Origin of the sequence: Rhodococcus sp. ENV425, assembly GCF_002887785.1 — a bacterium.
Taxonomy (GTDB): domain Bacteria; phylum Actinomycetota; class Actinomycetes; order Mycobacteriales; family Mycobacteriaceae; genus Rhodococcus; species Rhodococcus aetherivorans.
Genome location: NZ_PCZU01000090.1, coordinates 42238 through 68288, shown reverse-complemented (window position 1 = coordinate 68288; position 26051 = coordinate 42238). Strand labels below are relative to the sequence as shown.

The 26051-nt window shown below is 69.5% G+C and carries 24 protein-coding genes and 1 pseudogene; 9 read left to right on the top strand and 16 right to left on the bottom strand.

Annotated features, from left to right (window positions below; genetic code table 11):
• The 4 genes from CQZ88_RS30605 to hsaA all read right to left on the bottom strand — a co-directional run.
• A partial coding sequence (locus tag CQZ88_RS30605; protein ID WP_258008496.1) for an acyl-CoA dehydrogenase family protein occupies positions 1–819 on the bottom strand: 819 nt, incomplete at its 3' end.
• A 27-nt stretch (positions 820–846) separates the two neighbouring features.
• On the bottom strand, positions 847–2007 hold the full coding sequence (locus CQZ88_RS07535; RefSeq protein ID WP_006935139.1) for a steroid 3-ketoacyl-CoA thiolase: 1161 nt from the start codon (positions 2005–2007) through the stop codon (positions 847–849).
• A gap of 267 nt (positions 2008–2274) precedes the next feature.
• On the bottom strand, positions 2275–2904 hold the full coding sequence (locus CQZ88_RS07530) for a TetR family transcriptional regulator (RefSeq protein WP_006935134.1): 630 nt from the start codon (positions 2902–2904) through the stop codon (positions 2275–2277).
• Positions 2905–3165: 261 nt separating this feature from the next.
• Positions 3166–4332 carry a 3-hydroxy-9,10-secoandrosta-1,3,5(10)-triene-9,17-dione monooxygenase oxygenase subunit gene (gene hsaA, locus CQZ88_RS07525; protein ID WP_006935131.1) on the bottom strand — a complete coding sequence of 389 codons (1167 nt, stop codon included), beginning with the start codon at positions 4330–4332 and terminating at the stop codon, positions 3166–3168.
• 250 nt (positions 4333–4582) lie between these two features.
• On the opposite strand from hsaA, the gene CQZ88_RS07520 reads away from it, so the two are divergent.
• From CQZ88_RS07520 to CQZ88_RS07510, 3 genes are read left to right on the top strand one after another with little or no spacing between them, the layout of a single operon-like run.
• Complete coding sequence (locus tag CQZ88_RS07520) at positions 4583–5758, top strand: Rieske 2Fe-2S domain-containing protein (RefSeq protein WP_006935126.1); 1176 nt, start codon at positions 4583–4585, stop codon at positions 5756–5758.
• Positions 5736–5993, top strand: a complete 258-nt coding sequence (locus CQZ88_RS07515) for a hypothetical protein (protein WP_102799514.1) — start codon at positions 5736–5738, stop codon at positions 5991–5993. The genes CQZ88_RS07520 and CQZ88_RS07515 overlap by 23 nt, the downstream gene beginning before the upstream one ends.
• Positions 5994–6014: 21 nt before the next feature.
• On the top strand, positions 6015–6806 hold the full coding sequence (locus tag CQZ88_RS07510) for an SDR family oxidoreductase (RefSeq protein ID WP_006935123.1): 792 nt from the start codon (positions 6015–6017) through the stop codon (positions 6804–6806).
• Between the two features lie 265 nt (positions 6807–7071).
• Here CQZ88_RS07510 and CQZ88_RS07505 read toward each other — a convergent pair whose 3' ends face one another.
• Positions 7072–7689: a hypothetical protein gene (locus CQZ88_RS07505; protein WP_006935122.1), complete on the bottom strand. Its 618-nt coding sequence runs from the start codon at positions 7687–7689 to the stop codon at positions 7072–7074.
• 330 nt (positions 7690–8019) lie between these two features.
• On the opposite strand from CQZ88_RS07505, the pseudogene CQZ88_RS07500 reads away from it, so the two are divergent.
• Positions 8020–9500, top strand: a pseudogene (locus CQZ88_RS07500) (MDR family MFS transporter).
• A gap of 149 nt (positions 9501–9649) precedes the next feature.
• Here the strand turns inward: CQZ88_RS07500 and bphC are convergent.
• The 6 genes from bphC to CQZ88_RS07470 all read right to left on the bottom strand — a co-directional run bounded on the left by bphC (position 9650) and on the right by CQZ88_RS07470 (position 15557).
• On the bottom strand, positions 9650–10561 hold the full coding sequence (bphC, locus tag CQZ88_RS07495) for a biphenyl-2,3-diol 1,2-dioxygenase (RefSeq protein ID WP_006935116.1): 912 nt from the start codon (positions 10559–10561) through the stop codon (positions 9650–9652).
• Between the two features lie 34 nt (positions 10562–10595).
• The gene (locus tag CQZ88_RS07490; RefSeq protein ID WP_102799513.1) at positions 10596–11774 is read right to left on the bottom strand and encodes an acyl-CoA dehydrogenase family protein; all 1179 of its coding nucleotides are present in this window, start codon (positions 11772–11774) and stop codon (positions 10596–10598) included.
• A gap of 31 nt (positions 11775–11805) precedes the next feature.
• Positions 11806–12828, bottom strand: a complete 1023-nt coding sequence (dmpG, locus tag CQZ88_RS07485; RefSeq protein WP_102799512.1) for a 4-hydroxy-2-oxovalerate aldolase — start codon at positions 12826–12828, stop codon at positions 11806–11808.
• A 39-nt stretch (positions 12829–12867) separates the two neighbouring features.
• Positions 12868–13770: an acetaldehyde dehydrogenase (acetylating) gene (locus CQZ88_RS07480; protein WP_102799511.1), complete on the bottom strand. Its 903-nt coding sequence runs from the start codon at positions 13768–13770 to the stop codon at positions 12868–12870.
• An 11-nt stretch (positions 13771–13781) separates the two neighbouring features.
• On the bottom strand, positions 13782–14567 hold the full coding sequence (locus CQZ88_RS07475; RefSeq protein WP_006935104.1) for a 2-keto-4-pentenoate hydratase: 786 nt from the start codon (positions 14565–14567) through the stop codon (positions 13782–13784).
• A 120-nt stretch (positions 14568–14687) separates the two neighbouring features.
• Entirely contained in the window at positions 14688–15557 is an 870-nt protein-coding gene (locus CQZ88_RS07470) for an alpha/beta fold hydrolase (RefSeq protein ID WP_102799510.1), read from the bottom strand.
• A 246-nt stretch (positions 15558–15803) separates the two neighbouring features.
• Between CQZ88_RS07470 and CQZ88_RS07465 the strand changes: the two genes are divergently transcribed.
• From CQZ88_RS07465 to CQZ88_RS07445, 5 genes are all read left to right on the top strand, one after another.
• On the top strand, positions 15804–16331 hold the full coding sequence (locus CQZ88_RS07465; RefSeq protein WP_065922097.1) for a flavin reductase family protein: 528 nt from the start codon (positions 15804–15806) through the stop codon (positions 16329–16331).
• A gap of 160 nt (positions 16332–16491) precedes the next feature.
• A complete protein-coding gene (locus tag CQZ88_RS07460; protein ID WP_258008493.1) occupies positions 16492–16917 on the top strand; it encodes a ClbS/DfsB family four-helix bundle protein in 426 nt (141 codons plus the stop codon).
• A gap of 273 nt (positions 16918–17190) precedes the next feature.
• Positions 17191–17631, top strand: coding sequence for a VOC family protein (locus tag CQZ88_RS07455; protein ID WP_102799518.1), 441 nt, complete (start codon positions 17191–17193; stop codon positions 17629–17631).
• A 238-nt stretch (positions 17632–17869) separates the two neighbouring features.
• Positions 17870–19018, top strand: coding sequence for a DUF6745 domain-containing protein (locus CQZ88_RS07450; RefSeq protein WP_102799509.1), 1149 nt, complete (start codon positions 17870–17872; stop codon positions 19016–19018).
• A gap of 19 nt (positions 19019–19037) precedes the next feature.
• Positions 19038–19490 (top strand): hypothetical protein, encoded by a 453-nt coding sequence (locus CQZ88_RS07445; protein ID WP_102799508.1) that lies wholly within the window; start codon positions 19038–19040, stop codon positions 19488–19490.
• 417 nt (positions 19491–19907) lie between these two features.
• Here the strand turns inward: CQZ88_RS07445 and CQZ88_RS07440 are convergent, their stop codons facing one another.
• The 5 genes from CQZ88_RS07440 to CQZ88_RS07420 all read right to left on the bottom strand — a co-directional run bounded on the left by CQZ88_RS07440 (position 19908) and on the right by CQZ88_RS07420 (position 26006).
• A complete protein-coding gene (locus tag CQZ88_RS07440; protein WP_102799507.1) occupies positions 19908–21113 on the bottom strand; it encodes an enhanced intracellular survival protein Eis in 1206 nt (401 codons plus the stop codon).
• Positions 21114–21221: 108 nt separating this feature from the next.
• The gene (locus CQZ88_RS07435) at positions 21222–22661 is read right to left on the bottom strand and encodes an ABC transporter ATP-binding protein (protein ID WP_102799506.1); all 1440 of its coding nucleotides are present in this window, start codon (positions 22659–22661) and stop codon (positions 21222–21224) included.
• Complete coding sequence (locus tag CQZ88_RS07430; RefSeq protein ID WP_102799505.1) at positions 22658–23494, bottom strand: ABC transporter permease subunit; 837 nt, start codon at positions 23492–23494, stop codon at positions 22658–22660. Before CQZ88_RS07430 ends, CQZ88_RS07435 begins: the two co-directional genes overlap by 4 nt.
• Positions 23491–24438, bottom strand: coding sequence for an ABC transporter permease (locus CQZ88_RS07425; protein WP_102799517.1), 948 nt, complete (start codon positions 24436–24438; stop codon positions 23491–23493). Before CQZ88_RS07425 ends, CQZ88_RS07430 begins: the two co-directional genes overlap by 4 nt.
• Positions 24438–26006, bottom strand: coding sequence for an ABC transporter substrate-binding protein (locus CQZ88_RS07420; RefSeq protein WP_006944259.1), 1569 nt, complete (start codon positions 26004–26006; stop codon positions 24438–24440). Before CQZ88_RS07420 ends, CQZ88_RS07425 begins: the two co-directional genes overlap by 1 nt.
• Between the last annotated feature and the right edge of the window lie 45 nt (positions 26007–26051).

The following is a 26051-nucleotide window of genomic DNA, read 5'->3' as shown; positions in this document are numbered from 1 at the left end:
GGCGTCCCACGCGCACACGCGGGCCTGCTCCGCGAGCGTGAGCATGCGCGCCGCCCGGTGCTTGACACCCTGGAACTGGCCGATCGGGCGGCCGAACTGGCGGCGCACGGCGGCGTAGTCGGCCGCGGTGCGCACGCACCAGTCCGCGATTCCGGACGCCTCGGCCGCGAACAGAGTGGCGGCGAGGTCGGTGACCCGCTGCGGCTCGATCCGCAGCACGTCCGCCGCGGCGAGCGCGAAACCGTCCACCACGATCTGCGAATTGCCGCGCACCACATCGTGGCTGGGCAGGTCCTCGAGCTCGAGTCCGTCCCGGCGCAGCAGCACCCAGGCCCGGTTGCCGGCGTCCTCGGCGGCGACGAGCAGCAGGTCGGCGGTGTGGCCGCCGAGCACGTACCCGGACCGGCCGGACAGCGTGGTGCCCGAGGCGCCGCGCTCCACCCGCAGCGTGCCCGGGTCGAGAGCGATGCCGGCGAGCGTGGATCCGTCCGCGAGGCCGGCGAGCTCGCCGGTCCGGCCGGCGTCGCGCAGCACGGCCGCGGTCAGCACGGTCGGCAGGAACGGGCCCGGCACCATCGACCGGCCGAGTTCCTCGGTGACGACGGCGAGTTCGACGAGGCCGCATCCGGCACCGCCGACCTCCTCGGGAAGGTGCAGGCCGAGCACCCCGAGCTCGGCGAGCGAGCCCCAGAACGCCGGGCGGGTGTCGGCCTTGGCCTCGACGGCCTCACGCAGCACCTCGGGGGTGACGTGCCGGGCGGCCCAGCTCCGCACCGAGTCGCGCAGGTCGCGATCCTCGTCTGTCAGTCCAATGGTCATGTCGGCCTCGTGGATTCGATGGTGTGGTCAGATGCGTTCGATGACGGTGGCGGTGGACAGTGCGCCGCCCGCGCACATGGTGACCAGTGCCGTGGACCGGTCGGATCGTTCGAGTTCGTGCAGTGCGGTGGTGAGGAGCCGGGCGCCGGTCGAGCCGACCGGGTGGCCGAGGGCGATCGCGCCGCCGTTGACGTTGACCTTGGACAGGTCGGCGCCGAGCACCTGCGCCCACGACAGCACGACCGACGCGAACGCCTCGTTGATCTCGACGAGATCGATGTCGCCCAGCGTCATGCCGGCCTTGGCCAGGACGTTCCGCGTGGCGTCGATCGGGCCGTCGAGGTGGTAGTAGGGGTCCGACCCGACCATTCCCGAGGCGACGATGCGTGCGCGGGGCCGCAGGCCCAGTTCCTGTGCGCGCTGCGCGCTGGTCAGCAGGACGGCGGCGGCGCCGTCGCTGATCTGCGATGCCGACCCGGCCGTATGGATGCCGCCCTCCACGACGGGCTTCAGGGCGGCCAGCCCCTCGGCGGTGGTCTCGCGCAGGCCGCCGTCGCGGGTGACGACGGTGGTCTCCCCGGTGGGCACGCCGTCGGCGAGGACGGGCGCCTCGGTGGGCACGATCTCGCGGTCGAACCGGCCCTCGGCCCAGGCCCGGGCGGCGCGGCGCTGCGACTCGAGGCCGAAGGCGTCGGTGTCACCCCGCTTGATGCCGCGATGGGTGGCGATGCGCTCGGCCGACGTGAACTGGTCGCCCATGTCGATGGTCCAGTCGTCCGGATACGGGTTGCCGGTCTCCGGGGTGAGTGCCTGGCCGAGGAAGACACGGCTCATGGACTCGACACCGCAGCCGATGCCCGCGGAGATCTGCCCGGAGGCGATGAGGCCGGCGACGATGTGGACGGCCTGCTGGGAGGAGCCGCACGCGCAGTCGATCGATGTGGCGGCCGTGCCGTAGGGCAGGCCGGCGTGCAGCCACGCCTGCCGGGTGATGTTGTTGGACTGTTCCCCGGCCTGGGTGACACAGCCGCCGACGATCTGACCCACCTGGTCGGGGGCGAGGCCGGCGCGGTCGAGCACGGCGCGCTGTGCGGTGCCGAGCAGGGTGGCCGGGTGCAGACCGGCCAGGGCGCCCCGGCGGCGGCCGATGGGGGTGCGCGCCGCCTCGACGATGACTACCTCGGTCATGAACAAGCTCCTCGGACGTGAGTGCTGGGCTGGAAGGCAATCGGACGCGCCGACGGACGAACCGGGAACGCGTTCATTTTTGGAATGTATTCTATTCACTACGCCGAGACAATGGCCTGTCGGCGGCGAGGCTGCTCTCGCAATGAACTACCAGTATGCATGCGCACGTCGCGCAGCCGACCGGCCCGCGCGACCGTCGACGATAGAAGAATTCATTTCAGTACTGTGCGGGCACGGCGCCCCGGCGGGGACCGGCGCGGCCCGGCGTCAGGCGGACGGAGCGGGCCGCGCGTTCGACAGGCCCGCGAGCAGCAGCTCGCAGGCCACGCGCAGGTCCGACTCCGCATCCGGCACCGAGATCCGGCCGTTGAGACTCGACTGGATGATCCCGAACCACGCCTGCTCGAGCACCCGCACGAGCGTCGCATCCCGCTCGGTGACGTACTCGAGCCCGGCCGCGCGGTAGAGGACCTCCCGGAACCGGCGGTCGATCTTGGCGACGTCGGGGATGGCCGTGGCCTTGGCGGTGCTCGTGGACTGGATCATCGCCGCCGCCAGCAACGGCCGTCGCCGCAGCGCCCGGGTGGCCCGCACGAGAGCCTCGTAGATGGCCTCCTGCGGAGTCGAATCCGGGTTCGGGCGCTGGGTCATCCGATCGCTCATCTGCTCGATCTGGTCGACCATCACCGCCACGAACAGGTGCGTCTTGGACGGGAAGTAGCGGTACAGGGTGCCGATGGCGACGCCGGCCATCTTCGCGACCTCATGCATCTGCACCCGCTCGAGTTCCTTCTCGGTTGCCAGGCGCGCCGCCGCGTCGAGGATGCGGCCGAACCGTGCGCGCTGCTCGGCGGACGTCGGCTCCGCGGCGTCCCGCGCTTCGGCAACTCTCGGCACCGTGGTTCCTCCGTCGTCTCGTACCTGCGGCTACGCCGTGCCGCCCAGCGTCCCTCATCCTGCATCGCGCCGGCAGAAATCTTCCGCTCAGTGGGACCTGCCCTGGACTGTGCCGCACCCTTGCGTCCGGGTTCGACGTCCACGCCCAGGCCAGATGGAGGATACCGAACCGGGCGATCCCATGTGGTTGCGCGGCACGGTGCTTACTTGCGCGTGTTCCGACGCGCGCAGGAAGCATCGACGCGCGCGGGAAGGACCGGCTCAGACGAGGTTGTCCTCCACCGGCAGCCCGAACACGCCCCGGCCGTACAGGGCGAGGGCACGTTCGGGATCGTTGGCGACGTGCACGCTGCCGGCATGCGCGTCGCGCCACGCCCGCTCGACGGGGTTGCCGCGGCCGAGCGAGTTGCCGCCCGCGGTCTTGAACAGCAGATCGATCGCCTCGACGGCGCGCTCGGTGCCGCGCACCTGATCGCGGCGCACCCGCAGCCGCATGCTCGTCGGCAGCGGCTCCCCGGCCACGGCCAGCTCGTACAACTCGCGGATGTTGCGGTCCGTCTGCAGGATCGCCGCGTCGATCTCGGACGCGGCGCGGGCGACGGCGACCTGCGCGAACTGGTCCTCGGCGAACCGGCCTCCACCCAGGCTCAGGCGCACCCGGTCGCGCATCGCGCTCAGGTACTGCTCGTAGCATCCGGCGACCGTCCCGATGACCGGCGCGGCAACGGCGGTGGTGAAGACCGCCGCGAACGGCAGCCTGAACAGCGGCCCCGGGTTGACCTTGTGCCCGGGGGCCCGCAGCTGCGCGAGCTCGTAGTTGCGCACCGTCCGGTGGTGCGGGACGAACGCCTTCTCCACGGTGATCTCGTTGCTCGCGGTGCCGCGCATGCCGACGACGTCCCACACGTCCTGGATCCGGTAGTCGGTGCGCGGCACGAGCACCGTCATGAAGTCCACCGGCCGGCCCTCGGCCCCGACGACGAGCGCCCCGAGCAGCGCCCAGGACGCGTGTTCGCAGCCGGAGGAGAACCGCCAGCTGCCCGACAGCTCGAAGCCGCCCTCGACCGGGACGAGCTCGCCGACCGGTGCGTACGACGACGACAGGAGCGTCGACTCGTCCTGTCCCCACACGTCGTCCTGTGCCCGCGCATCGAACAACGCCAGATGCCACGAGTGGACGCCGAGGATCGAGGCCACCCAGCCCGTCGAGCCGCAGGCACCCGAGATCGCCCGCACCACCTCGTAGAAGCGCACAGGGTTGCTCTCCAGACCACCGTGCCGGGCGGGCTGCAGCATCCGGAACACTCCCGCGGCGGCCAGGTCCTGGACGGTCTGGTCGGGCACCCGGCGCGTTTCGTCGACGCTGCGGGCGCGCTCCGCGATGGACGGCAGCAGCTCGCGGACCTTCGTCAGCACGTCGTCGGACATCGGTGTGTCTCCTTCGCGACCCGGACGGGTCACCGTGGCAGGAACAGGCACCCCATCCTGCGGTGCCGTCCGGATACACCGCCGCAGACGGTCCCGGACAGTGGGATGCGCTCCATCCCCGGTGAGCGGGCTCACCTAGCGTCGAGCACACGGTCGCAGGCGGCCACCGTCCCCCGGCCCACCCGCGCACAGCACCGGTGCCCGAGGTGCTCCATCCGATACGACATTCCATTCGAAAGGACGGACGACAGTGAGCTCCAGCAAGTCCGACGACGTCGAAGTTCGCGAGATCGAGGCCGGTTCCGCGCCCACCCGGTTCGCCCGCGGCTGGCACTGCCTCGGCCTGTCCGAGTCCTTCAAGGACGGCAAGCCGCACTCGGTCCATGCCTTCGGCACCAAGCTCGTCGTGTTCGCCGACAGCAACGGCGACCTGAAGATCCTCGACGCGTACTGCCGGCACATGGGCGGCGACCTCAGCCAGGGCACGATCAAGGGCGACTCGGTGGCCTGCCCGTTCCACGACTGGCGCTGGGGCGGCAACGGACGTTGCACCGCAATCCCCTACGCCCGCCGCGTTCCGCCGATCGCGAAGACCCGCGCCTGGCACACGCTCGATCAGGACGGGATGCTGTTCGTCTGGAACGACCCCGAGGGCAACCCGCCGCCGGCCGACGTGACCATTCCCCGCATCGCCGGCGCGACGAGCGACGAGTGGACCGACTGGGTCTGGTACACCACCGAGGTCGACACCAACTGCCGCGAGATCATCGACAACATCGTCGACATGGCGCACTTCTTCTACGTGCACTACTCGTTCCCCACGTATTTCAAGAACATCTTCGAGGGGCACGTCGCGACGCAGATCATGCACGGTCAGGCGCGGGAGGACATGCGGCCGCACGCCGACGGCCAGCCGAAGCTCGTCGGCAGCCGCTCCGAGGCGGCGTACTTCGGGCCGTCGTTCATGATCGACGACCTGCAGTACAAGTACGAGGGCTACGATATCGACTCGGTGCTGCTCAACTGCCACTACCCCGTCACCGAGAACAAGTTCGTCCTGATGTACGGGATCATCGTGAAGAAGTCGGACGCCCTCGGCGACTCGGCCGACGAGACGGCCCGCAAGTTCGGTGACTTCATCGCCCGAGGCTTCGAGCAGGACGTCGAGATCTGGAAGAACAAGACGCGCATCGAGAATCCGCTGCTGTGCGACGAGGACGGCCCGGTCTACCAGCTGCGCCGCTGGTACGAGCAGTTCTACGTGGACGCGGCCGACGTCAAGCCGGAGATGACCGAGCGGTTCGAGTTCGAGATGGACACCACCCGCCCGGTGGCGGCGTGGATGAAGGAGGTCGAGGAGAACCTCGCCCGCACGAAGGACGCCGAGGAGGCGGCGACCACCGATGCAACCCCTGCAGTGCACTGAGTGCGGCGCCCGGGTTCTCGTCGCCAAGAACAGCTGGGAGCACACCTCCGTCCAGTGGAACGAGCAGGCGCGGTCCCGGTGCCCCGAGATGCGTGAGCGGGGTGGGCAGGACTCCCGGCCCGGGGCGCCGCGCCGCGGTTGCGCGAAGCTCGCCGAGACGATCACGTGGGCCGCGACCGAAGGCCGCCTCACCGTCCTCGACGACACCCCGGTCCCGGGACCGATCGTCCAGTAAGTCAGCCGGAAAGGAACTTTCGTGATCGACGTCCAGCACTACGGCCCATGGGCCGTCATCGCCGGCGGCTCCGAGGGCGTCGGCTCCGCCTTCGCCGACGAGCTGAGCAAGGCGGGGCTGAATCTGGTGCTCATCGCCCGCAAGCCCGGCCCGCTCGAGGAGACCGCGGAGAAGGTACGCAGCAACGGCGTCCAGGTCCGCACCCTGGCACTCGACCTGCTCTCCCCCGACGCCGTCGAGCAGATCCGGCAGGCGACCGACGACGTCGAGGTGGGCCTGCTCATCTTCAACGCCGGCGCCAACAGCTACGGCAACGAGTTCGTCACCGGCGACCTCGACGGCTTCCGTGGCGTCATCGACCTCAACATCCATCGGCAGCTCGAACTCTCGCACCTGTTCGGCGCGAAGATGAAGGAGCGCGGCCGGGGCGGCATCATGCTGCTCGGTTCGCTCGCCGGCTACATGGGGGCGGAACACCAGAGCATCTACGCGGCGTCCAAGGCGTTCAGTCGCGTGTTCGCCGAAAGCCTGTGGCTCGAGCTCGCCCCGCACGGGGTACACGTCGTCGAACTCGTCCTCGGCGTGACCCGCACCCCGGCGATGATCCGCGCCGGGCTGAACTTCGACATCCCCGGCATGCTCGTCGCCGAGCCGGAGGAGGTGGCCCGCGAGGGGCTCGAACACCTCACCGACGGGCCGGTGTGGGTGGCCGGCGGCAACTACGACGCGGCGGTCAAGCGCAGCGGCTTCCCGCGCGACACGCTCGTCAAGGGCGCGGCCGACGCCATGCGCAAGCTGCTCAACCGCGGCTGACTCGCTCGCATCGCAGGGCCGGCATCCGGAATCGGATGCCGGCCCTGCGACGTCCGTTCCGGGGCGCGAGAAACCTCACACCGGTTCCCCGGGCTCCGTTGGTGTGAAAGTGTCGACGGGCGGGTACCTTACCCGGGATCGGGTCGGCCGGGCGGCGCACATTCCATGACAGTCGGTCCACCGTCGACTTGCTGCGCCGGCAGGCCGGCCCGATCCACCGGAGCCGACGGCCGATGCCGTTCGGACACGGCTCAACCGCGGCGGATCAGGCCGTCGGCCGGGGGGACGGACGCACCGGCGGGGTGGGCGGGATCTGGGAGCTCGGCGCCTCGTCGGTGGGCGCGGAGCGCCATTGCGCACCGAGCAGGGCCCCGATGATCTTGTCCTGCACGAGGATGAGGATCAGGGTCATGACGCAGCCGTAACCGAAGATCACGACGAGCCACGGCAGGTTCGGCACGGGCGCACCGTCGGGCAGCAGAACCGACAGGTTCGTCACGAGCAGCGTCTCCACGACGCCGAGCAGCACGGCGGGGACCATGCCGAGCGGGGTGCGGCCGAATACGAGCGGGTGCACCGCGAGGACGAGGAAGATCACGCACGCCACTCCGATGCCCATCACGAGCTCGAGCGGTACGCCGGGCAGGGCGCTCTGGACGGCGAGAAACGCTGCGCCCCAGGCAACGCCGCACACGAAGCTGAGGAACATGCCGAGCAGGGCCCGCGGTGGTGCCTGCAGCGTGAAGAACAGCATGACGGGCAGGATGAGCATCGGGCTGTAGAGCGCGAGCGGGGTCAGGGACTGGAACGGAATCATCAGGACGGTGACGAGCACCGCGCCGAGCCCGGCCTGGATCAGAATCCCCTTGTTTTGCAGAGACATTCGATCATTCCCTCGTGAGTGATGGTCAGGGCTGTGACGCGTTCGGCACGACCACGTCGAAGACGCCCCACCGGACGCGTCCTCGGACAGGACGTCGGCGGACATGCGCCCGGGTGTGAGCTGCAACACGTGAGTCACGCAACACCGTATGCGCTTCAATGACAGAGTGTCAAGAATACTTTCTTGGTGACAATTTTCCTGCCTGCATGTCCGGCCACGGGCGGCTCCACGCCCCCACTGCACCCGCCAAGGCGGTTGATGTCACATTATGACACTTCGTCACTCTGTGACATCATTGACCGGTCCACGACCGAAGAAGCGAAGGTGTCGATGACGAACCTCGAACTGAAAGACACGCGCCCGGCCGGCGCGGCCCCCGGCGCGTCGGAGGGGCTCACCTCCACGCGGCACATCGCTCAGGTGATCGGCGTGCTGGTGGTCTCCGCCCTGATCATGATCCTCAACGAGACCGTGCTCAGTGTTGCGCTCCCGCAACTCATGGGGGACTTCTCGGTCTCCGCCGCCACCGTCCAGTGGCTCACCACCGGCTTCATGCTGACGATGGCCGTGGTCATCCCCACCACGGGCTTCCTGCTGCAGAGGTTCTCGACCCGAACCCTGTTCACCGCCGCCATGATCCTGTTCATCGCCGGCACCGCACTCGCCGCCGCCGCCCCGGCTTCGAGATCATGCTGCTCGCCCGCGTCGTCCAGGCCGGTGGCACGGCGGTCATCCTGCCGCTGCTGATGACCACGACCATCACCACGGTTCCCGTCGCCCACCGCGGCACCGTCATGGGCCTGAACTCCGTCGTCATCTCGGTCGCGCCCGCGATCGGCCCCACCGTCTCCGGCATCATCGTCGACTCCATGAGCTGGCGCTGGCTGTTCGGTCTCATGCTTCCGGCCACGATCGTCGCCTTCGCGGCGGGCCTGCTCCTCCTCCGCAACACCGGCAGGACCCGCAAGGCGCCGTTGGACGTGGTGTCGGTCGTCCTCTCGGTCTTCGCCTTCGGCGGCCTGGTCTACGGCCTCGCGAACGTCGCGTCCCTCCTCGACGGCACCATCGTCGGCCCCGCGACCGCGCTGATCGTCGGCGTCGTTGCCCTCGGCCTCTTCGTCGCGCGCCAGAAGCGCCTCGAGCGCACCGGCACCGCACTGCTGGACCTGAATCCGTTCGAGGTGCCCCACTTCCGCATCTCGGTCGTCATCGTCGTCATCGCCATGGCGACCATGCTCGGCACCGTCGTCGTCCTGCCGATCTACCTGCAGGCCGGGCTCGGGGTGAGCATCCTGACGACCGGCCTGATCCTGCTGCCCGGCGGTCTCGTCCAGGGCGTGATCTCGCCGATCGTCGGCCGCATCTACGACGCCGTGGGGCCGCGCCCGATCGTGACCCCGGGCGCGCTCCTGCTGGCCGCCGGCCAGTGGTGGCTGAGCACCGTCGGCACCGACACGTCGATCGGGCTCGTGATCGCGATGCACGTGGTGTTCTGCATCGGCATGGCCATGCTCATGACCCCGCTGATGACCGTCTCGCTCGGCGCCCTGCCGCCGCGGCTCTACGGCCACGGCAGCGGGATCATGAACACGCTGCAGCAGCTCGCCGGTGCCGCCGGTACCGCGCTGCTCGTCGCCGCGCTCACGATCGGCGCCGACGCCGCCGCCGGCTCCGGCACGGCCGAGGCCCAGGCCTCGGGTGCGCAGACCGCATTCGTGCTGGGCGGTGTGCTCGCCCTCATCGCCGTGGTCGCCGCGCCCTTCGTCCGACGCCTCCCGCCGCCACAGCTCGAACAGGTCACCCACGCCTGATCCACGCGGTTCCGAACCACGGAGTACGACACCGGAGAGCCACGGAGTACGACTCCCGAGAGCCACGGAGTACGACTCCGGGAACGAGAGACGAAGACCCGGCCGGGGCGATCCCCCGGCCGGGCCTTCGTCGTGTTCCACTGCGAGAGTCAGGCCTTCGGCGTGAAGGCCGCCAACGGCTCGGACTCGGACCAGTCGTGGCCCCAATAGCTGTCGGCGGTGATCTCCTCGGCCGTGTAATAGGTTTCGTCGACGAGCATCCCCTCGGTGCCGAACTCGAGATCCCACCCGCCCGGCGCGCGAACGTAGAACGACACCATCTTGTCGTTCGTGTGCCGGCCCAGCGTCGAGGAGATGGAGAAGCCGAGCTTGCGCACACGGTCGAGCGCCTGCCCGACGGCGTCGAGGGTGTCGACCTCCGTCATCAGGTGCACGAGGCCGGGCTCCTCGGTCGGCGGCGCCGGGCACAGGGCCAGGCTGTGGTGGCGCTGGTTCACTCCGAGGAAGCGCACGCGCCGCGCCGGTCCGGGTGCCTGAAGGCGGATCGCGCCACGCGGCAGGAAACCGAGCACCTCGGTGTAGAACGCGTACGCCGCATCGAAATCGGTGGCGGGCAACACGACATGGCCGAGCCCCTGTTCGCCGGTGACCCACCGGCCACAGTGCGGAGTCACCACCGGGCTGTGATCGAGCACCGGACCGAAGAACACCTCGACGCGGGTGCCGATCGGGTCGTCGAACGCGATGACCTGCTCGGCATCGCGGTAGTCGCACTCCTCCTGCGAGAGGACGTCGACGGTGATACCCGCCTTCTCCACGGTCTCCCGGACACGCTGGAGTGCGAACTGATCCCGCACCTCCCAGCCGACCGCGAGCGCCCTGTCCGATTCGCCGGGCAGGACGATCAGGCGTGCGCGCCGCTCGTCCACCCGCAGGTAGAGGCCGTCCGGCTCCGGGCCGGAGCCCACGGCCATGCCGAGTCCGTCGACGACGAGTTCGCGCCAGCGCGCGACGTCGGTGGTCTGGATCCGGAGGTATCCGAGTGCTCGAATGTCCGTCATTTGTCTTCCATCCTGAAAAGGTCGGCGGGGCAGGCTAGATCATCGAGCGGTGGACGCCCTGCGGCTCGCCGCCGAGCTGGGTCAGCGAAGACGCGTGGAAGATCGAGCCGGGGACGTGGATCGCGTGCGACAGGCCGACGTGCGCGTCGCGCCAGAAGCGCTGCATCGGGAACTTCAGGTGCATCGCGCCGCCGCCGGAGCGGGCGAAGATCTCGTCGACGGCGCGCACGGCCCGCCACGCGGCGGCGGTCTGGGTGCGGCGGCCGATCGCGCGCTCCTCGAACGTGACCTCCTGGCCCTTGTCCGTCTTGTCCCAGAAGCGGTCGACGGTCTCGAGGATCGCGGCGCGCGACGCGGCGATCTCGGCGGCCGCCTCACCGAGGGCGTAGAGGACGTACGGGTCCTCCTTGATCGGGATGCCGGTGACCGCGACGCGCTCCTTCTGGGCCGCGATGTAGCACGCGAGCGCGCCTTCGGCCATGCCGATGAGCGACGAGGTGATGCCCAGCGGGAAGATGCACGAGAACGGGAACTTGTAGAGGGTTTCGTCCCGGCCCGCGTGACGCCACCCGTTGCCGCCGAGGACGATGTCGGCGTCGAGGGTGCGGTAGGCAGGGATGAAGGCGTCCTCGACGATCAGGTCCTTCGAGCCGGTGCCGCGCAGGCCCACGACGTTCCAGCTGTCCTGGTCGATGTCGTAGTCCGAGCGCGGCAGCAGCACGTGCAGGACCTGCGGCGGGTTCAGCCGGTTGCCGTCCTTGTCGCCCACTGCGGCGCCGATCATGATCCAGCCGCAGTGGTCGGTGCCGGAGGAGAACGACCAGCGGCCGTTGAGGACGTAGCCGCCGTCGACCGGAACCGCGACGCCCATCGGGGCGTACGGGGAGGCCATCCACATGTCGGGATCCTCGCCCCAGATCTCGTCCTGCGCCTTGGGGTCGAAGAACGTGAGCTCCCACGGATGCACGCCGACGATGCCGGCGACCCATCCGGTGGCGCCGTCCATCGCGCCGATCGCCATCGCGGTCTCGGCGAACTCCCGCGGGTGGACCTCGAGGCCGCCGTGTTCCTTCGGCTGCAGCATGCGGATGACACCGGCGTCGCGCAGCCGCTTGGCGTTGTTGTCCGTCAGGCGCATGAGCTTGTCGCCCTCGGTGCCCTCGGCGCGGATCTCGTCCGCGTACTGGATGATGTTGTCCAAAACCTGGCCCATGACTGTCAGCTCTCTCTCAAGACCCGGGGGTCTACTTCTGGGCGGCGAGACCGACGGCGATCTCGATCAGCTGGTCTTCCTGGCCACCGACGAGGTTGCGCCGGCCGGCCTCGATGAGGATCTCCGCACCGGAGACCCCGTACCGCTCGGCGTGGGCGGCGGCGTGCTTGAGGAAGCTCGAGTACACACCGGCGTAGCCCATCGTCAGCGACAGCCGGTCGAGGAGGCACTCGCCGTCCATGACCGGCCGGACGACGTCCTCGGCGGCGTCGATGATCTTCAGGGTGTCGATACCCGTTCGGATACCGAGCTTCTCGGCCACGGCGACGAACGCCTCGACCGGGGTGTTGCCCGCACCGGCGCCGAACCGGCGGGTGGACCCGTCGATCTGCAGGGCCCCGGCCCGCACGGCGAGCACCGAATTGGCCACGCCGAGGCCCATGTTCTCGTGGCCGTGGAATCCGACCTGGGCGTCGTCGCCCAGCTCGGCGACCAGAGCCGCGACCCGGTCCGAGACCCCCTCGAGGACGAGGGCGCCGGCCGAGTCGACGACGTACACGCACTGGCAGCCGGCGTCGGCCATGATGCGGGCCTGCTTCGCGAGCACCTCGGGCGGCTGACTGTGCGACATCATCAGGAATCCGACGGTCTCGAGGCCGAGTTCCCGGGCGAGACCGAAGTGCTGGGCGGAGATGTCGGCCTCGGTGCAGTGCGTGGCGATCCGGCAGATCGCGGCACCGTTGTCGGCGGCCTCCCGGATGTCCGAGCGCACCCCGAGCCCCGGGAGCATCAGGAACGCGATCTTCGCCTGCGTCGCCGTCTCGACGGCGGCCTTGATGAGCTCCTGCTCCGGGGTGCGGCTGAAGCCGTAGTTGAACGACGAGCCGCCGAGGCCGTCGCCGTGGGTGACCTCGATGACGGGCACGCCGGCGTCGTCGAGCGCACCGACGATGGAGCGCACGTCCTCGACGGTGAACTGGTGACGCTTGGCGTGGGAGCCGTCACGCAACGACGAGTCCGTGATCCGGATGTCGAGATCTGCGCTGTAGGGCATCGACTGTGTTCCTTCGAAAGTACGGTCTGCGGTGGGGGTCTACACGCGGGCGGCGAGCAGCTTGGCCGCGAAGCTCTCGCCCACCTTGGTGGCGGCCGAGGTCATGATGTCCAGATTGCCCGAGTACGGCGGCAGGAAGTCGCCGGCGCCCTCGACCTCGAGGAAGATCGCGACCCGGGCGCGCCCGCCGCTCATCGGGGTGGGATCGTCGAACTGCGGCTCGGCACGCAGCCGGTAACCGGGAACGTAGCCCTGCACGGTCGCGGCCACGTCGTGGATCGACGCGGCGATCGCGTCCCGGTCGGCATCCTCGGGGATCGAGCAGAACACGGTGTCGCGCATGAGCATCGGCGGTTCGGCGGGGTTGAGAATGATGATGGCCTTGCCCGTTCGGGCACCGCCGATCGTCTCGATGCCGCGGCTGGTGGTGAGGGTGAACTCGTCGATGTTGGCGCGGGTTCCGGGACCGGCCGACGGCGAGGCGACGCTCGCAACGATCTCGGCGTACTCCACCTCGGTGACGCGGGAGACGGCGTGCACCATCGGGATCGTGGCCTGGCCGCCGCAGGTGATGAGGTTGACGTTCGGTGCGTCCTCGTGCTCCCCCATGTTCACGGCGGGCACGACGGCGGGTCCGAGGGCGGCCGGGGGGAGGGCGACGACCTGGATGCCGAGCTCGGCGTAGCGGGGCGCATTCACCCGGTGCACGTAGGCCGAGGTGGCCTCGAAGATCACGTCGGGGCGCTCGTCCTGGGCGAGCAGCCAGTCCACGCCCTCGTGGCTCGCGACCAGACCCTCGGCGGCCGCCCGGGTGAGCCCCTCGCTGGCGGGGTCGACGCCGATCATCCAGCGCGGCTCGATGACGTCCGAGCGCAGCAGTTTGTACATCAGGTCGGTGCCGATGTTGCCGGGCCCGACGATCGCGGCGGTAGCCTTGGTCACTGGTCTGTTCCTCACTTGAATTCGACTGAGACAGAGCCGATATCACTGAACTCGGCCCGGAAGGTGTCGCCCGGCCGGGCGTCGATCGCGCGGGTGCACGAGCCGGGCAGGATCACGTGCCCGGCCTCGAGCCGCACCCCGAAGCCGGCGACCTTGCGGGCCAGCCACGCCACGGCACGGGTCGGGTCGCCGAGCACGGCGGCCGCCGCACCGCGCGCGATCTCCTCGTCGCCCTGGTACAGCACCGCGGCGATACCGCCGATGTCGACCCGGTCCGGCGCGATGCGGCCGGCACCGAGGATCACGCCCGCCGAGGAGGCGTTGTCGGCGATCGTGTCGGCGAGGCCGATGCGCCAGTCCTCGATCCGCGAGTCGATGAGTTCGATGCTGGGAACGATGTATTCGGTCGCCCGGAGCACGTCCTCCTCGGTGCAGTCCGCGCCGGGCAGGGTCTCGCCGAGGACGTAGCCGATCTCGACCTCGATGCGCGGGTAGCAGAACTGCGCGGTGTCGATCGGCTCGTCCTCGGAGTACACCATGGTCGAGAGCAGATGCCCGTAGTCGGGTTCGTCGACGCCCATCATCTTCTGCATGACCTCGGACGAGAGCCCGACCTTGTGGCCGTACACCGTGGCGCCGGCCTCGAGCCGCCGGCGGATGTTGATCAGCTGGATCTCGTACGAGTCCACCACGTCGATCTCGGGGAACGTCTCCGTCAGCGGACCGATCGGGGCGCGGTCACGCTCGGCGGCCCACAAGAGATCGGCGGCGGCGATTCGCTGCGAACCGTCGAGCATCGTGCACTCCTGGAACTGGTGAAGGATCCGCGCTTCTTCTCCGCGCCGATCGACTGACTCGAAAGGTGACATATGCGCAGGTGGGAGGGCAAAAGCTCTCCCGCTCAGCGGGACCGTGGGCTAGGTCCGCCGCTCGTCGCGCAGCAGGAAGGCGAGGACGGCCGAGAGCCACGCGTCGCGGGCCTCGATCATCGTCCAGTGCCCGCACTTCGGGAAGGTGTGCAGCTCGCTGTTCGGGATGTCGCGCATGGGCAGCATCGCCATGTCGACGGGGCTGACCCGGTCGTCGCGGCCCCACGTCAGCAGGGTGGGGGCCTTGATCTTGTGCAGCTGCGCCCAGTACGGGGTCGCGTTCGACGCCGCGGCGGCCGCGGCGCCGGCCGCGAACGCCTGGGAGCTGTACATCCGGCGGGCGATCTCGAGCGTCTTCGGCTCGGTCGCCAGCGCCCAGCGCTCCTCGATCAGCTGTTCGGTGACGACGGCCGGGTCGTAGACCATGGAGTGGAGCCAGCGGACGAGCCCCTCGCGCGTGGGATTGTCGGTGAATTCCATCAGCAGCTTGATGCCCTCGCCCGGCCCCGGCGCGAAGACGTTCTTTCCCATGCCGCCGATGGTGACGAGTTTGCGCACCCGGTGCGGCTCGTCGATGGCGACCTTGGTGGCGACGATCCCGCCCATGGAGTTGCCGATCATGTCCACGGCCCCGAGGCCGAGGCCGTCGAGGAAGGCGCCGACGGCGCCCTGGGCCATCACCATGGGGTGGCCGTCGCCGGGATCGCTCACGCCGAAGCCGGGGAACTCGAGCACCAGGCAGCGGAAGTGCCGCGCGAAGTCGGCGAGGACGCCGCGGTAGTTGCGCCAACCGGTCACCCCCGGGCCGGAGCCGTGCAGCAGGAGCAGCGGCGGGCCGTCGCCGGCCTCGTGGTAGCGCAGCACACCCTGGTCGGTGGAGAGTTCCTTCAGGGTCCCCTCGTAGCTCACATCCGTCATCGTCGTCCCTGTTCGTCGCCGTGGTGCCGGGCGCACCGCCCATACGAACCGCAGGCTGCCAGCCGTGGCCCGCAGCGGCCATACACCATCCCGTTCAGCGAGATCTCCCGGCCCGCCGAGGCGGCGCGCGCGGCCGCTTCCGCTCAGCGGGACCCCGATGGGGGGCACGCCGGGCCTGCCCTAGCGTCGGTCGCATCGACCACGGCGTATGCACGCCGATCCGTCCCCACAACCGGAGGTGGACTCATGCCCCTCGAGACGACGACACTCGCACGATCGACCGTCGCTGCGCCCGATCCGGAGGAGATGCGCCGGGTGATGGGACAGTTCGCCACCGGGGTCACCGTGGTGACGGGACTGGACGACGCGGGCCCGGTGGGGTTCGCGTGCCAGTCGTTCGCCTCGGTGTCCCTGGAGCCGCCGCTGATCCTCATCTGCGCCGACCACCGGGGCCGCGCGTGGCCGCGCATCCGGGCCGCGGGGCGCTTCTGCGTCAACGTGCTCCGCGAGGACCAGGCCGACCTGTGCGCGCGGTTCGGCTCGAGCCGGGGCCGCAGGTACGAGGAACTCGACTGGGAGGTCTCCCGGTGGGGGACGCCGACACTGCCGGACGTGCTGATGCGCGTGCACGCCGAGGTGCACGAGGTGCACGTCGCCGGCGATCACGACGTGATCATCGGCCGGGTGCTCGAGCTGGACACCGTGTGCGAGGAGCGGCCGATGGTGTTCTTCCGGGGCCGGTTCGGGATCGACCACCCGGCGCCGGTGGTCTGACCGGGCCCGTCGCCAGGCGCAGGAACCACCGTCGCCGATACCGTGCATCCCGACACCACCGCCCGCCACACGGAGACACGCATGCCGGTACCGCACACCGAGGACGAGTTGCTGCGCGCCCTCACCGAGACGTCCGGCGCGCTCACGCGCGCTGCAACGTGTGCCTGTCGAACGGGCCCGGGAGGCGTCGCTGCCCGGGCACCGCACCGGAACCCGGATGAGCCCGGCCGATCTGGTGGCGTACCTGATCGGATGGAACGAACTGGTCGTTTCGTGGCACGACGACCGCGCTCGCGGCATCGAACCGCAACTCCCGGCACCGGGATTCACCTGGAACCAACTCGGCTCGCCGGCGCAGAAGTTCTACCGCGATCATGCCGACGTACCGTGGCCGCTGCTGCAGCGGCTCGATGCCGCCCACGGCCGCATCGTTGCCCTGGTGCGCGGGCTCGACAACGTCGAACTCTACGGCTCGCCCTGGTATCGCGCGTACACCGCGGGACGGATGATCCAGCTCAACACCTCCTCCCCGTACACCAACGCCCGACGCCGCCTCCGCACCTGGCTACGCGCCGACGGCCTGTGAGCCGCCCGCCGTCGACGGCCGGGTGATCCACTCCTCGCCGATCTCCTCGGTGACGTCGCGGACGGCCCGGTCGCTCGCGTGTCACTTCTCAGGTTTCGTAGCACCCGGGACAACACTGGATGCGTACCCATGACCAGCGAGGTCCGGTACGTGCAGGACGGCAGCGACCTTCGACACCACGGGTCGCCCGCAGCTCTGCGGCAAGTACATGTCGAGATCCCAGACCCGCCTCCGTCCCAGCATCGGCACAACGACAATCGGAGGATGGATCCCATGGCGCACGTGAAACGTTTCGACCACATCGGCATCACCGTCGCGGACCTCGACTCGGTGACAGCGTTCTTCGTCGGACTGGGTCTCGAAGTGGAGGGCACCGGATCCGTGGAGGGCGAGTTTGTGGAGACCGTCTGCGGCATCCCCGGAGCGCACTGTGAGATCGCCATGCTGCGGCCGCCCGACGGAGGGACCCGACTCGAGCTCGCAACCTTCGTCACGCCCGACCACGTGCCCGGATCACCCTTGGCGATGGCCAACGAGCTCGGGCTGCGCAACGTGTCCTTCGAGGTCGGCGACCTCCAAGCGGCCGTCGATGCGGTGGCTGCGGACGGATACGGGCTCATCGGCAGCATCGGCGAGTACGAGAACAGCGTGCGGATGGCCTACGTGCGTGGACCCGAAGGGATCATCGTGTCCCTCTTCGAGCAGATCGGCTGACGCGCGCGCCGTTGCCCATGTGTCGATCCGTTGCCCTGGACGCGGCGGTAGCTCCGAGAATGCCCTTCTGCAGCAGTCCCGTACGACGATCGATGACGGTCACGATCGGCCGATGAAGTAGGCGCCGGTCTTCGTCCACGTCCGAATGCCTGGGCGGGACAATTGCTTGCGCCCAGAGCCTTCCCGTGCCATCCTCGATAACCATGACTACAGGAAAGGCGGCCACCGCCACCATCCGGTGAGCGCCGTGCCGATCTCATCAGCGGTTCCACACCGCACCCTGTCCACCAGAATCACCGATCCTCACGCGATTGCCGCCGCGGTGTCCGTCCGGCGCGACCATTGGCTCGCGCAAGGACTGTGTACGAGACCTTCCGACCGGCCCTCCGCGGAATCCGCCGTCGCAGGACTCTACCGACGAGCGGGGTTCGAGGAACCGGAGTTCGTCTGGGTACCCTCTCCCCCAGTGGCACTGCAGTTGATTGCCGACGAAAGCTTATCGGTCCCCCCGCTGCGCTTCGGAAAGCCTGCACACCCTTCGGCAGGGATCGCCGCACTCTGGTCCGCGTCCCGTGACCGGATGGACGCGCGCATACTTCGGCGGCACCGGCCGGACCCGCTCGTTCGTGCGGCCGTGTGGGATTCGTTGCGGACCTCTCTGTACGTCGGTGTCGCGACGGCGATACGCACACTGTGGCCGCGCCCGACTCCCGGCGTCACCTGGTACGGGCAACAGGAGGCACATCGGGTCGCGTACTACGACACGCTCCGACGCTTCGGCCTCGCGAGCTTCGAGTCGCGCGACGACGACCTTCTCGATCTTCAGGCCGCACTGGTCCGCGCCACCGGGTGGTGGTGGGCGTTCGACGGAGTCTGCGTCATGGCCGAACGGCCCACCGCCGTGCACACCGAACCCACACCCGAGGGCGTCCACAACGAACGCCGCTTACACCACCCCGATCGTCCGGCGCTCGAATTCTCGGACGGCAGTCATGTTTTCGTGCAACATGGCACCATCGTTCCCGATTGGGTCGTCCTCGATCCCACCGTCGAGCGGATCAACGACGAGCGCAATGTCGAGGTCCGCCGATGCGCCGTCGAGCGAATCGGCTGGGACAGGTACATCGACATGGCCGCGCTCGCACTCGTGGACCATGCAGACGATCCGGGAAACCCGGGATGCACGCTCGGACTCTATGCATCACCGACCGGTTGGGGTCGCCCCGGCCGGATCCTGCTCGTCGTCAACGGTTCCGTCGAACGCGACGGGCAACGGCGCCGGTACGGCCTTCACGTCCCCGAATGGGTTCCCTCCGCTCTGGACGCCGCGGGCTGGACCTATGGCATCAGCGGTACCGACTATGCACAACTCGTTCGCCGAACCTGAACCCCACCAAGGTGATCCCATGCATTCCGAACTCACACTGTCCGACCTCACGGCCCTCAGCGGGCTGGACGTCCTCGACAACCTGGACCGGGAGGTCACCGTCCCGGTGACCGGTGGTCTCCAGGCTCAAGGTGATCTGATCGTCATCCCTTACCCGGTGGTCGGTGCCGCCGTCGAACGCACATCGTGGGCGCGCTCCATCCGGGTGCCACGATCGGGAGTGGAGTTGCTGCGGAGCGCCGCCGGCGGCAACCCGCATTCCCTCGTCGCCGACGAGGGCACCTGCACGTGGACGACCCCCGTCCGGGACACCATGGGTCTCGCTCTGGGCATCGTCGAGACCACCGGGACGGCGTATCTTCTTCACCCCGAGCACGGGGCGACGGGTATCGCTCCGGGCTGCTACGTGATCCGTCGACAACGAGAGCACGGCGCAGGACGCTACGGGTCGGCGCGACTGGTCGCCGATTGACCTGAACACGTCGTCGAATCGACGTCGCCGAGCTGACGCGTCGCCGGTCCGCGCAGTCCGGAGGTGTGGCGGGCTCGCGGCGGTAACCTCGGTGATCGTGCTGGGGTGACTGACCGTGGCATCGACAGCCACCGTCGACGTCATCGGCTCCAGGCTCGGCACGCCCCGGGCGGCACTGTGGGTGCTGGTGGTGTGGACGGTGCGCTGCCGCCGGCACCGACCGGCGGCGGGATCGAGCTGCAGGCACGCCTACACCCGGGTCAGCAGGTCGTGCCCCCGGCCGAGCCCTGACCCCTAACTCGGGTGTCTGAGCGGCGCCCTCCCGGCCCGCCGACTGCTGAAGGTCACAACTCGAGAAATCCGACCAAATCATGAGAGCCCCGCACTGTGCCGATAAGACACAGGTCAGCGCTCGATTCAGAAGTGCCAGCCCAACATTGCGGGGCGGGCGACGTCGAATGCGCGGTCCAGGTCGTCGATGTCACCGGCGCTGCGCGCCTCCACCCCGCCGGCGGCAGCAAATGTGCGGGCCCTGTGCGCGCCGAGATACAACGCGGATAGCGCGTCCAGATCCAGCGTGATCACCGGCGCCGAGTCGGTGCGGACACACCGGGCCCGGCCGTTGCGTACCGTCAACGCGAAAGTGCCCCCGGCGCTGCGGAACGGATCTCGGACCGTCAGCACGGTGTCCAGATCGGCGGCATAGTCGCGGGCGGTCAACGCGGCCGGCACGTCCATGATCCGCAGCCACAACTCGTCCACCCGGGAGGTGGTGCGCGGCAGGCGGTAGTCGGTCAGCAGCAGGCGCAGCGGATCGTCGGGATGCTGGACGGTTTCGATGCGGTGGGTCAGGTCCAGTCCGCACAGGGTGCGCCACAGCGCGGCGTGAGCGTCGTCGGTGATCGCGACCAACTCCTCGACCACCGCGACCGGCTCGGCGTCGGATCCCTTGCGGCGGAAGGTCGCGTACCCGTCGGGATGAACCAGGAAGAACAGCGCCGAGGCGCCGTCGCGGCGCTCTTCGGGATCGGCAAAGGTGTAGTCCCACTCGGCTTTCGGACGTGCCTGCGCTCCCGGCGTGCGCAACCGCCACCGGTCGTAGAGTTCCGGCAACTGGTTGGCCGCCGTCACAGCGTCGGCAAGGACCACCCCGCCGGGATCGGGGGCGTCCTGGCGGAAGCGAGCGAAGCGCCGATCGACGGTGACCTCGGTGGCGACGGTGGCCGGACCGTATCCGAAGCGCCCGTAGATGCCGGCGTCGCTGGCGGTCAAGGCGGCCAGCGGTGCCCCGGTCGCCTCCATCCGGCGGTGCAGTTCGGTGAACATCGACCGCAGCACGCCGCGGCGACGGTGCGTGGGAGCGACCGAAACCCAGCTGACACCACATGCCGGGACCTGGTGCCCGCCGGGCACGGTGAGCTCCATGTCCAGATACAGCGCCTGACCGATCGGCGCCCCCCGCTCGGTCGCCACCACGATGTTCTCCGTGCGGAACATCGGACGAAGCAGCGTCCGATCGGCATCGATGGGGTGATACCCGAACGCCACCGAGTCGAGCAGCTCCAGGGCCGGCCAGTCGTCGTCGGTGGCGGTACGGATGGTGAGGGCGTCGTGCACGGTCATGTCCGAGAGACTGACACAACCGACTCCCCGAACGCGAGTGATTTGTCCGGTTCGGGCTCGGTGCGGATACAGTCGGGTTTCCTCGGCGACGGACGCGGCGATGCGCGCTCACGGCGGTTCCCCGTTCGTGGCCGGGAGCGTCATGTCGACGATCCGGTCGGCGACCGCGTCCACCACGGCGCCGTCGTGGCTGATCATCAGCAGGGATATGCGTTGTGTTCGTACGAGATCGGACAAGATGTCGAGCACCCGCTGTCGGGATGCGGGGTCGAGTCCCGTGGTGACTTCGTCGCAGATGAGCAGCGACGGCTCGACCGCCAGGACACGGGCGAGGGCGGCGCGCTGGGCCTCGCCGCCGGAAAGTGCGGAGGGATGCTGTCGGGTGATCCGTTCGGCCAGACCCACTTGGTCGAGCGCGCGGCGGGCCGCCGCGGCCGCTTCCGGGCCGGTGGCACCGCGCAGGCGTGTCGGACCGCGCAGGATCTGATCCCACACGCTGCGGTACGGGTCGAAGGCCGCCTTGGCGTCCTGGAAGACGTACCCGATCGCCGCCGCTTGGTGCCGGGTCCGTCGCCGTACCGATGCGGCCAACGGGTGGCCGTCGAGAAGAACCCGCCCGGCCGTGGGTGGGTGCAAGCCCGCGACGACCCGAGCCGCGGTGGTCTTACCGCAACCCGAGGGGCCGTGAAGTGCCAGACATTCGCCCGGCTGCAACGAGAGCGAGTAACGCTGCAGAACTTCGGTGTTGCGGTACCCCGCCGAGACGGCGTCCAGGATCAACCGGGCGTCGGCCCGGGTCGGGCGGCAATCAGCGCTGTCGGCGCGTGTCTGCGGGATCCGCGGGGCGGCGACCGGCAGGATCGCGGCGTCACCGGTCTCGAACACCCGGCCGCCGCCCATGACGATCACACGCTGGGCGACCGCGCGGACCGCGTCCAGGTCGTGGGTGACGAGCACGATCGTCAGGCCCTGCCGGGCAAGTCGGGTGATCTCGTCGAGGACCGCCGTGCGACGAGCCGGGTCCTGCCCGGTAGTGGGTTCGTCGAGGATCAGGCATGTCGGGTCGGTCAGCAGAGCCTGGGCGATGACCAGTCGTTGTTGCTGTCCGCCCGACAGTTGATGCGGGTAACGGCGCAGCATGCCCGGATCATCGGCGAATCCTGCACGTTCGAGTGCGTCGGCCACGGTCACCGGATGCCCGTGCCGTCGGCCGGCACGAGCGATGTCGTCGAGCACGGTACCGATCCGCAGGGCCGGGTTCAGCGCCGAGGAGGGGTGCTGGGGCACATACCCGAACCGTGCCCCGCCCGTGTCCAGGGCGGTCGTGGTCACTTCGACCCCCGGGCGGCGCTCGCCCATCAAGGCCAGCGCGGTAGTGGTCTTGCCGCTCCCGGAGGCCCCGACGAGCGCGGTGACCACCCCGGCGGGAATGTCCAGGTCGACGCCTTCGACCAGGAGCCGATCCCGTGTCCGTGCGGTCAGACCGCGCACTCGGATGGTGCCGCTGGGCACAGCGGCGGCCGGGGCCGCCGGGATTACCTCGGTCATCGCCACTTCCTCGTCGACACCTCGCGTGTTACCGCGCGAGCGCCGGAGTCGAACAGCAGATTCACACCCATCGCCAAGGCGATGATCAGGGCCGCGGGCAGGACGACACCCCACGGGACCAGGGCGAGGCCCGCGCGGTTGCGGTCGATCATCACGGCCCAGTCGGTGCCGGCGGAGTCCGCGCTCACCCCCAGGAAGCTGGCCGAGGCAACCAGGTAGATCGCCCCGACGAACCGCAGTCCTGCGTCTGCCGCGAGGACCGGGAGCAGCGATCGTCCCAGATAGCCGAGGTGCCGGCGCCACCAGGTTTCGTGTTGCAGCAGCAGCGCCTCCATGGCCGGGGTGTGCGCGGCGTGCAGCGCCGATGCCCGCACCAGACGCGCCACATCCGGGAACAGCAGCACCGCCACGGTGACTGTCAGAACGACCAGGTCGGCGTCGGTGAGCGCAACGGCCAGCAGCAGCACCATGATCGACGGCAGCGACAGCAGCAGGTCCAGGGGGCGCATCAGCATCTCGTCGACGATCCGTACCCGAGCGGTCGCGGCAGCTGCCCCCCACGGCACGGCGAGCAGGTAGGTCAGGGCCACGGATGCCGCGGCCACCAGCACCAGCGAGCGCCCCCCGAGCAGGACCTGCGTGAGCAGGTCGCGCCCCTCGGAGTCGGTTCCCACGAGCCACTGGTCCCCGTAGGTGAACGCCGGGCCACGGGCACCGGGTTCGGTGAACAGGGGCCCCAGCAGCGCGACCGCGAGCGGGACCGCGGTCAGGGCAGCCCCGATGCGCACCCGGGACCGCCCACCCGCACGCTCGAGAAGCGTGGAGCCGGTCACGATGCCAGTCCGGCCGTGGGGTTGAGCTGGAACGCCGCGATGTCCGCGACCGTGTTCACCGCCACCGTGATCACCGCGAACACCGTCACCAATCCCATCAACAGCGGAATGTCGCGGCTGCTGACCGCGCTGACCAGCAACTGCCCGAGACCGCCGAGCGCGAACACCGCCTCGACGACCACGACCCCGCCGAGCAGCCAATCGGCGACCCGCGCGAGATGCTGTGCCGCCGGGGTGAGCGAGCCCGGCAGGGCATGCCGCCAGATCACCCGGCGCACGGGCACACCGAGGCGACGGGTGTGCCGGATGTATTCGGTGTCGAGGGTGGTAATCAGCGACGAGCGCACCAACCGCGACAGCGAGCACACCGGGCGGATCACCAGCACCAGTACGGGCAGCACCCACAGCTCCGGTTGCATCAGCAACGGACCGCCGGCGCCGACCGCGGTGGGCGCGAACCATCCCAGCCCGACCGCGAACACTGCCGCCAGCACGATCGCCAACGCGAATTCCGGTGCCGCGTAGAACGCTACGGTCAGGGCGGTGACGGCCCGGTCGATCCGGTGGCCGCGGCGCACCGCGGCGACCACTCCGAGGAGCAGTGCCAGCGGGACGAGCACCACGAACGCCAGAGCGGCGAGGGTCAGCGTCGGCGCCAGCGCCGAGCCCAGCATCGCGGTGACCGGGCGACCGGATACCACGGAGGTGCCCAGGTCGCCGCCGAGCAGACCGGTCAGCCAGTCCCCGAACTGCACGGACAGCGGCCGGTCCAGCCCGAGGAGCTCGCGTAGCTGCGCAATCCGCCTCGGATCTGCGTCATCGCCCGCGATCACCACCGCAGCGTCCCCCGGCAGCGCGGAGGCGATCGAGAAGACGACGACGAGTACGCCCAGCACCTGGGCCAGTCCCACCGTGAGGCGGGTACCGGCGTAGCGGGCGAGCATCACGAAAGCCAGGCCCTGTCGAAGCGGGCGTACCCGAGGGTGTTGCTGGGCGCGTTCTCGGCCATCCCCGCCAGGTGCGGCGCCATCCCGTGCAGGCCGTCGGAGAAGCCCCACACCAGCAGACCTCCCTCGCTGTGGAGCTGCGACTGCATCTGCTGATATGCGCGGGCCCGGATGTTCTCGTCGGTGGTTTCGCTGGCGGTGGCGAACAATGCGTCGAACTCGGGGCGGCGCCACTGGGTGTAGTTCTTCGCCGAGGTCGACAGCATCCGCTGCGCGAAGTGGGTTTCGATGGGCATGGCCCCGGAACGGAAACTCGACAACACACCCTCGTCGAGGGTGTGTGTCCAATAGGTCGATCCCTCCGTCACCTTGACGTCGATGCGCAGTCCGGCGCGACCGGCCTGTTCGGCGAGGATGTTCGCGGCCTCGACGAATCCATTGGTGGCGCCGGTGGTCTGCAGTTCGATGGTGGTGTTCCGGGCGCCGGCCTTGCGGATCAGGGCCTCGGCCTCGTCCAGGTCCATGGTGCGCTGCGGCAGGTCGGCGGCGTAGTACTTGAAGTCCTTGCCGAACAGGTCGTTGCCGACCACACCGGTGCTCCCCAGCACGGTGGTGACCAGCTCGTCGCGATCGACGAGGGCGAACATCGCCCGCCGCAGATCCACGTTGTCGAAGGGTGGCCGGTCCACCTTCATCGCGAACGCCGACATCGCGCTGCGCGGGGACCGCAGGATCTGCATCCGGGCATCGGTTTCGTAGGTGCGCGCCGAGGTGACACCGAGGTCGTCGGCGTAGTCGACCTGCCCCCCGAGCAGGGCGTTGATCCGTGCGGTCTCGTCCGGAGCGGTGAGGATCTCGAGTTCGTCCACGTGAGGGGCGCCGTCCCAGTAGTCGGGGAATCGCGCGGTGACGAGCGAGCGACCCGGTTCGAACGAGACGAACGTGAACGGCCCGGAGCCGATCGGACGGCTGAAGTCGGTGGTGCCCTCCGGGATGATGTAGGCGCCGAACGCGGCCAGCACGTTCGCCAGTTCCCCGCACGGGCGGGCGCAGACGAATTCGATCATGTGGTCGTCGAGAGCTCGGGAGCGCGCGATGTCGATCACCTCGAGAGAGGCCCGCGGGCGCAGTGCGTTCGTCGGGTCCAGGATCCGCTGGTAGGAGTACAGCACGTCGGCGGCGCGCACCGGCCGGCCGTCGTGGAAGACCGCCGGGCGCAGCTCCACCGTCCAGGTGGTCGCGTCGGCGTTCGGATGCCAGGCGGTGGCGAGCCGCGGTACCGGACCGAGGTCGTCGCCGTATTCGACGAGCTTGTCGTAGAGCGCGTTCGCGCGGGCGACGTCGGCGTACAGGTTGGTCTTGTGCGGGTCCAACACCTCCTGTGCGCCGCCGCCGGCGAACACCGCTCGCAGTCGGCCGCCGTCCCGGGGCGCGGCGGTGGCCGCGGGGGCGGTCTCGCCGCTCGTGCTGCATGCGCCGAGCAGTACGGCGCCGGCGGCGGCGCCGAGTCCGAGGAACGAGCGCCGGCTCAGGTGCGGAAGCGGTGGCAGGGGAATCGGATTCATCGGGGTATCTCCTCGGGCAGTGGATCGAGCGGGTCGGGGTGGAGC

Excerpts from the sequence above, each read along its gene's own strand:
- CQZ88_RS07505 (WP_006935122.1), bottom strand. The coding sequence starts at position 7,689 with ATGTCTCTGCAAAACAAGGGGATTCTGATCCAGGCCGGGCTCGGCGCG.
- CQZ88_RS07465 (WP_065922097.1), top strand. The coding sequence starts at position 15,804 with ATGCCCCTCGAGACGACGACACTCGCACGATCGACCGTCGCTGCGCCC.
- CQZ88_RS07440 (WP_102799507.1), bottom strand. The coding sequence starts at position 21,113 with ATGACCGTGCACGACGCCCTCACCATCCGTACCGCCACCGACGACGAC.
- CQZ88_RS07435 (WP_102799506.1), bottom strand. The coding sequence starts at position 22,661 with ATGACCGAGGTAATCCCGGCGGCCCCGGCCGCCGCTGTGCCCAGCGGC.
- CQZ88_RS07470 (WP_102799510.1), bottom strand. The coding sequence starts at position 15,557 with ATGACGGATGTGAGCTACGAGGGGACCCTGAAGGAACTCTCCACCGAC.
- CQZ88_RS07455 (WP_102799518.1), top strand. The coding sequence starts at position 17,191 with ATGGCGCACGTGAAACGTTTCGACCACATCGGCATCACCGTCGCGGAC.
- CQZ88_RS07425 (WP_102799517.1), bottom strand. The coding sequence starts at position 24,438 with ATGCTCGCCCGCTACGCCGGTACCCGCCTCACGGTGGGACTGGCCCAG.
- dmpG (WP_102799512.1), bottom strand. The coding sequence starts at position 12,828 with ATGCCCTACAGCGCAGATCTCGACATCCGGATCACGGACTCGTCGTTG.
- CQZ88_RS07475 (WP_006935104.1), bottom strand. The coding sequence starts at position 14,567 with ATGCTCGACGGTTCGCAGCGAATCGCCGCCGCCGATCTCTTGTGGGCC.
- hsaA (WP_006935131.1), bottom strand. The coding sequence starts at position 4,332 with ATGTCCGACGACGTGCTGACGAAGGTCCGCGAGCTGCTGCCGTCCATC.
- CQZ88_RS07490 (WP_102799513.1), bottom strand. The coding sequence starts at position 11,774 with ATGGGCCAGGTTTTGGACAACATCATCCAGTACGCGGACGAGATCCGC.
- bphC (WP_006935116.1), bottom strand. The coding sequence starts at position 10,561 with ATGACGGACATTCGAGCACTCGGATACCTCCGGATCCAGACCACCGAC.
- CQZ88_RS07445 (WP_102799508.1), top strand. The coding sequence starts at position 19,038 with ATGCATTCCGAACTCACACTGTCCGACCTCACGGCCCTCAGCGGGCTG.
- CQZ88_RS07535 (WP_006935139.1), bottom strand. The coding sequence starts at position 2,007 with ATGACCGAGGTAGTCATCGTCGAGGCGGCGCGCACCCCCATCGGCCGC.
- CQZ88_RS07420 (WP_006944259.1), bottom strand. The coding sequence starts at position 26,006 with ATGAATCCGATTCCCCTGCCACCGCTTCCGCACCTGAGCCGGCGCTCG.
- CQZ88_RS07515 (WP_102799514.1), top strand. The coding sequence starts at position 5,736 with ATGCAACCCCTGCAGTGCACTGAGTGCGGCGCCCGGGTTCTCGTCGCC.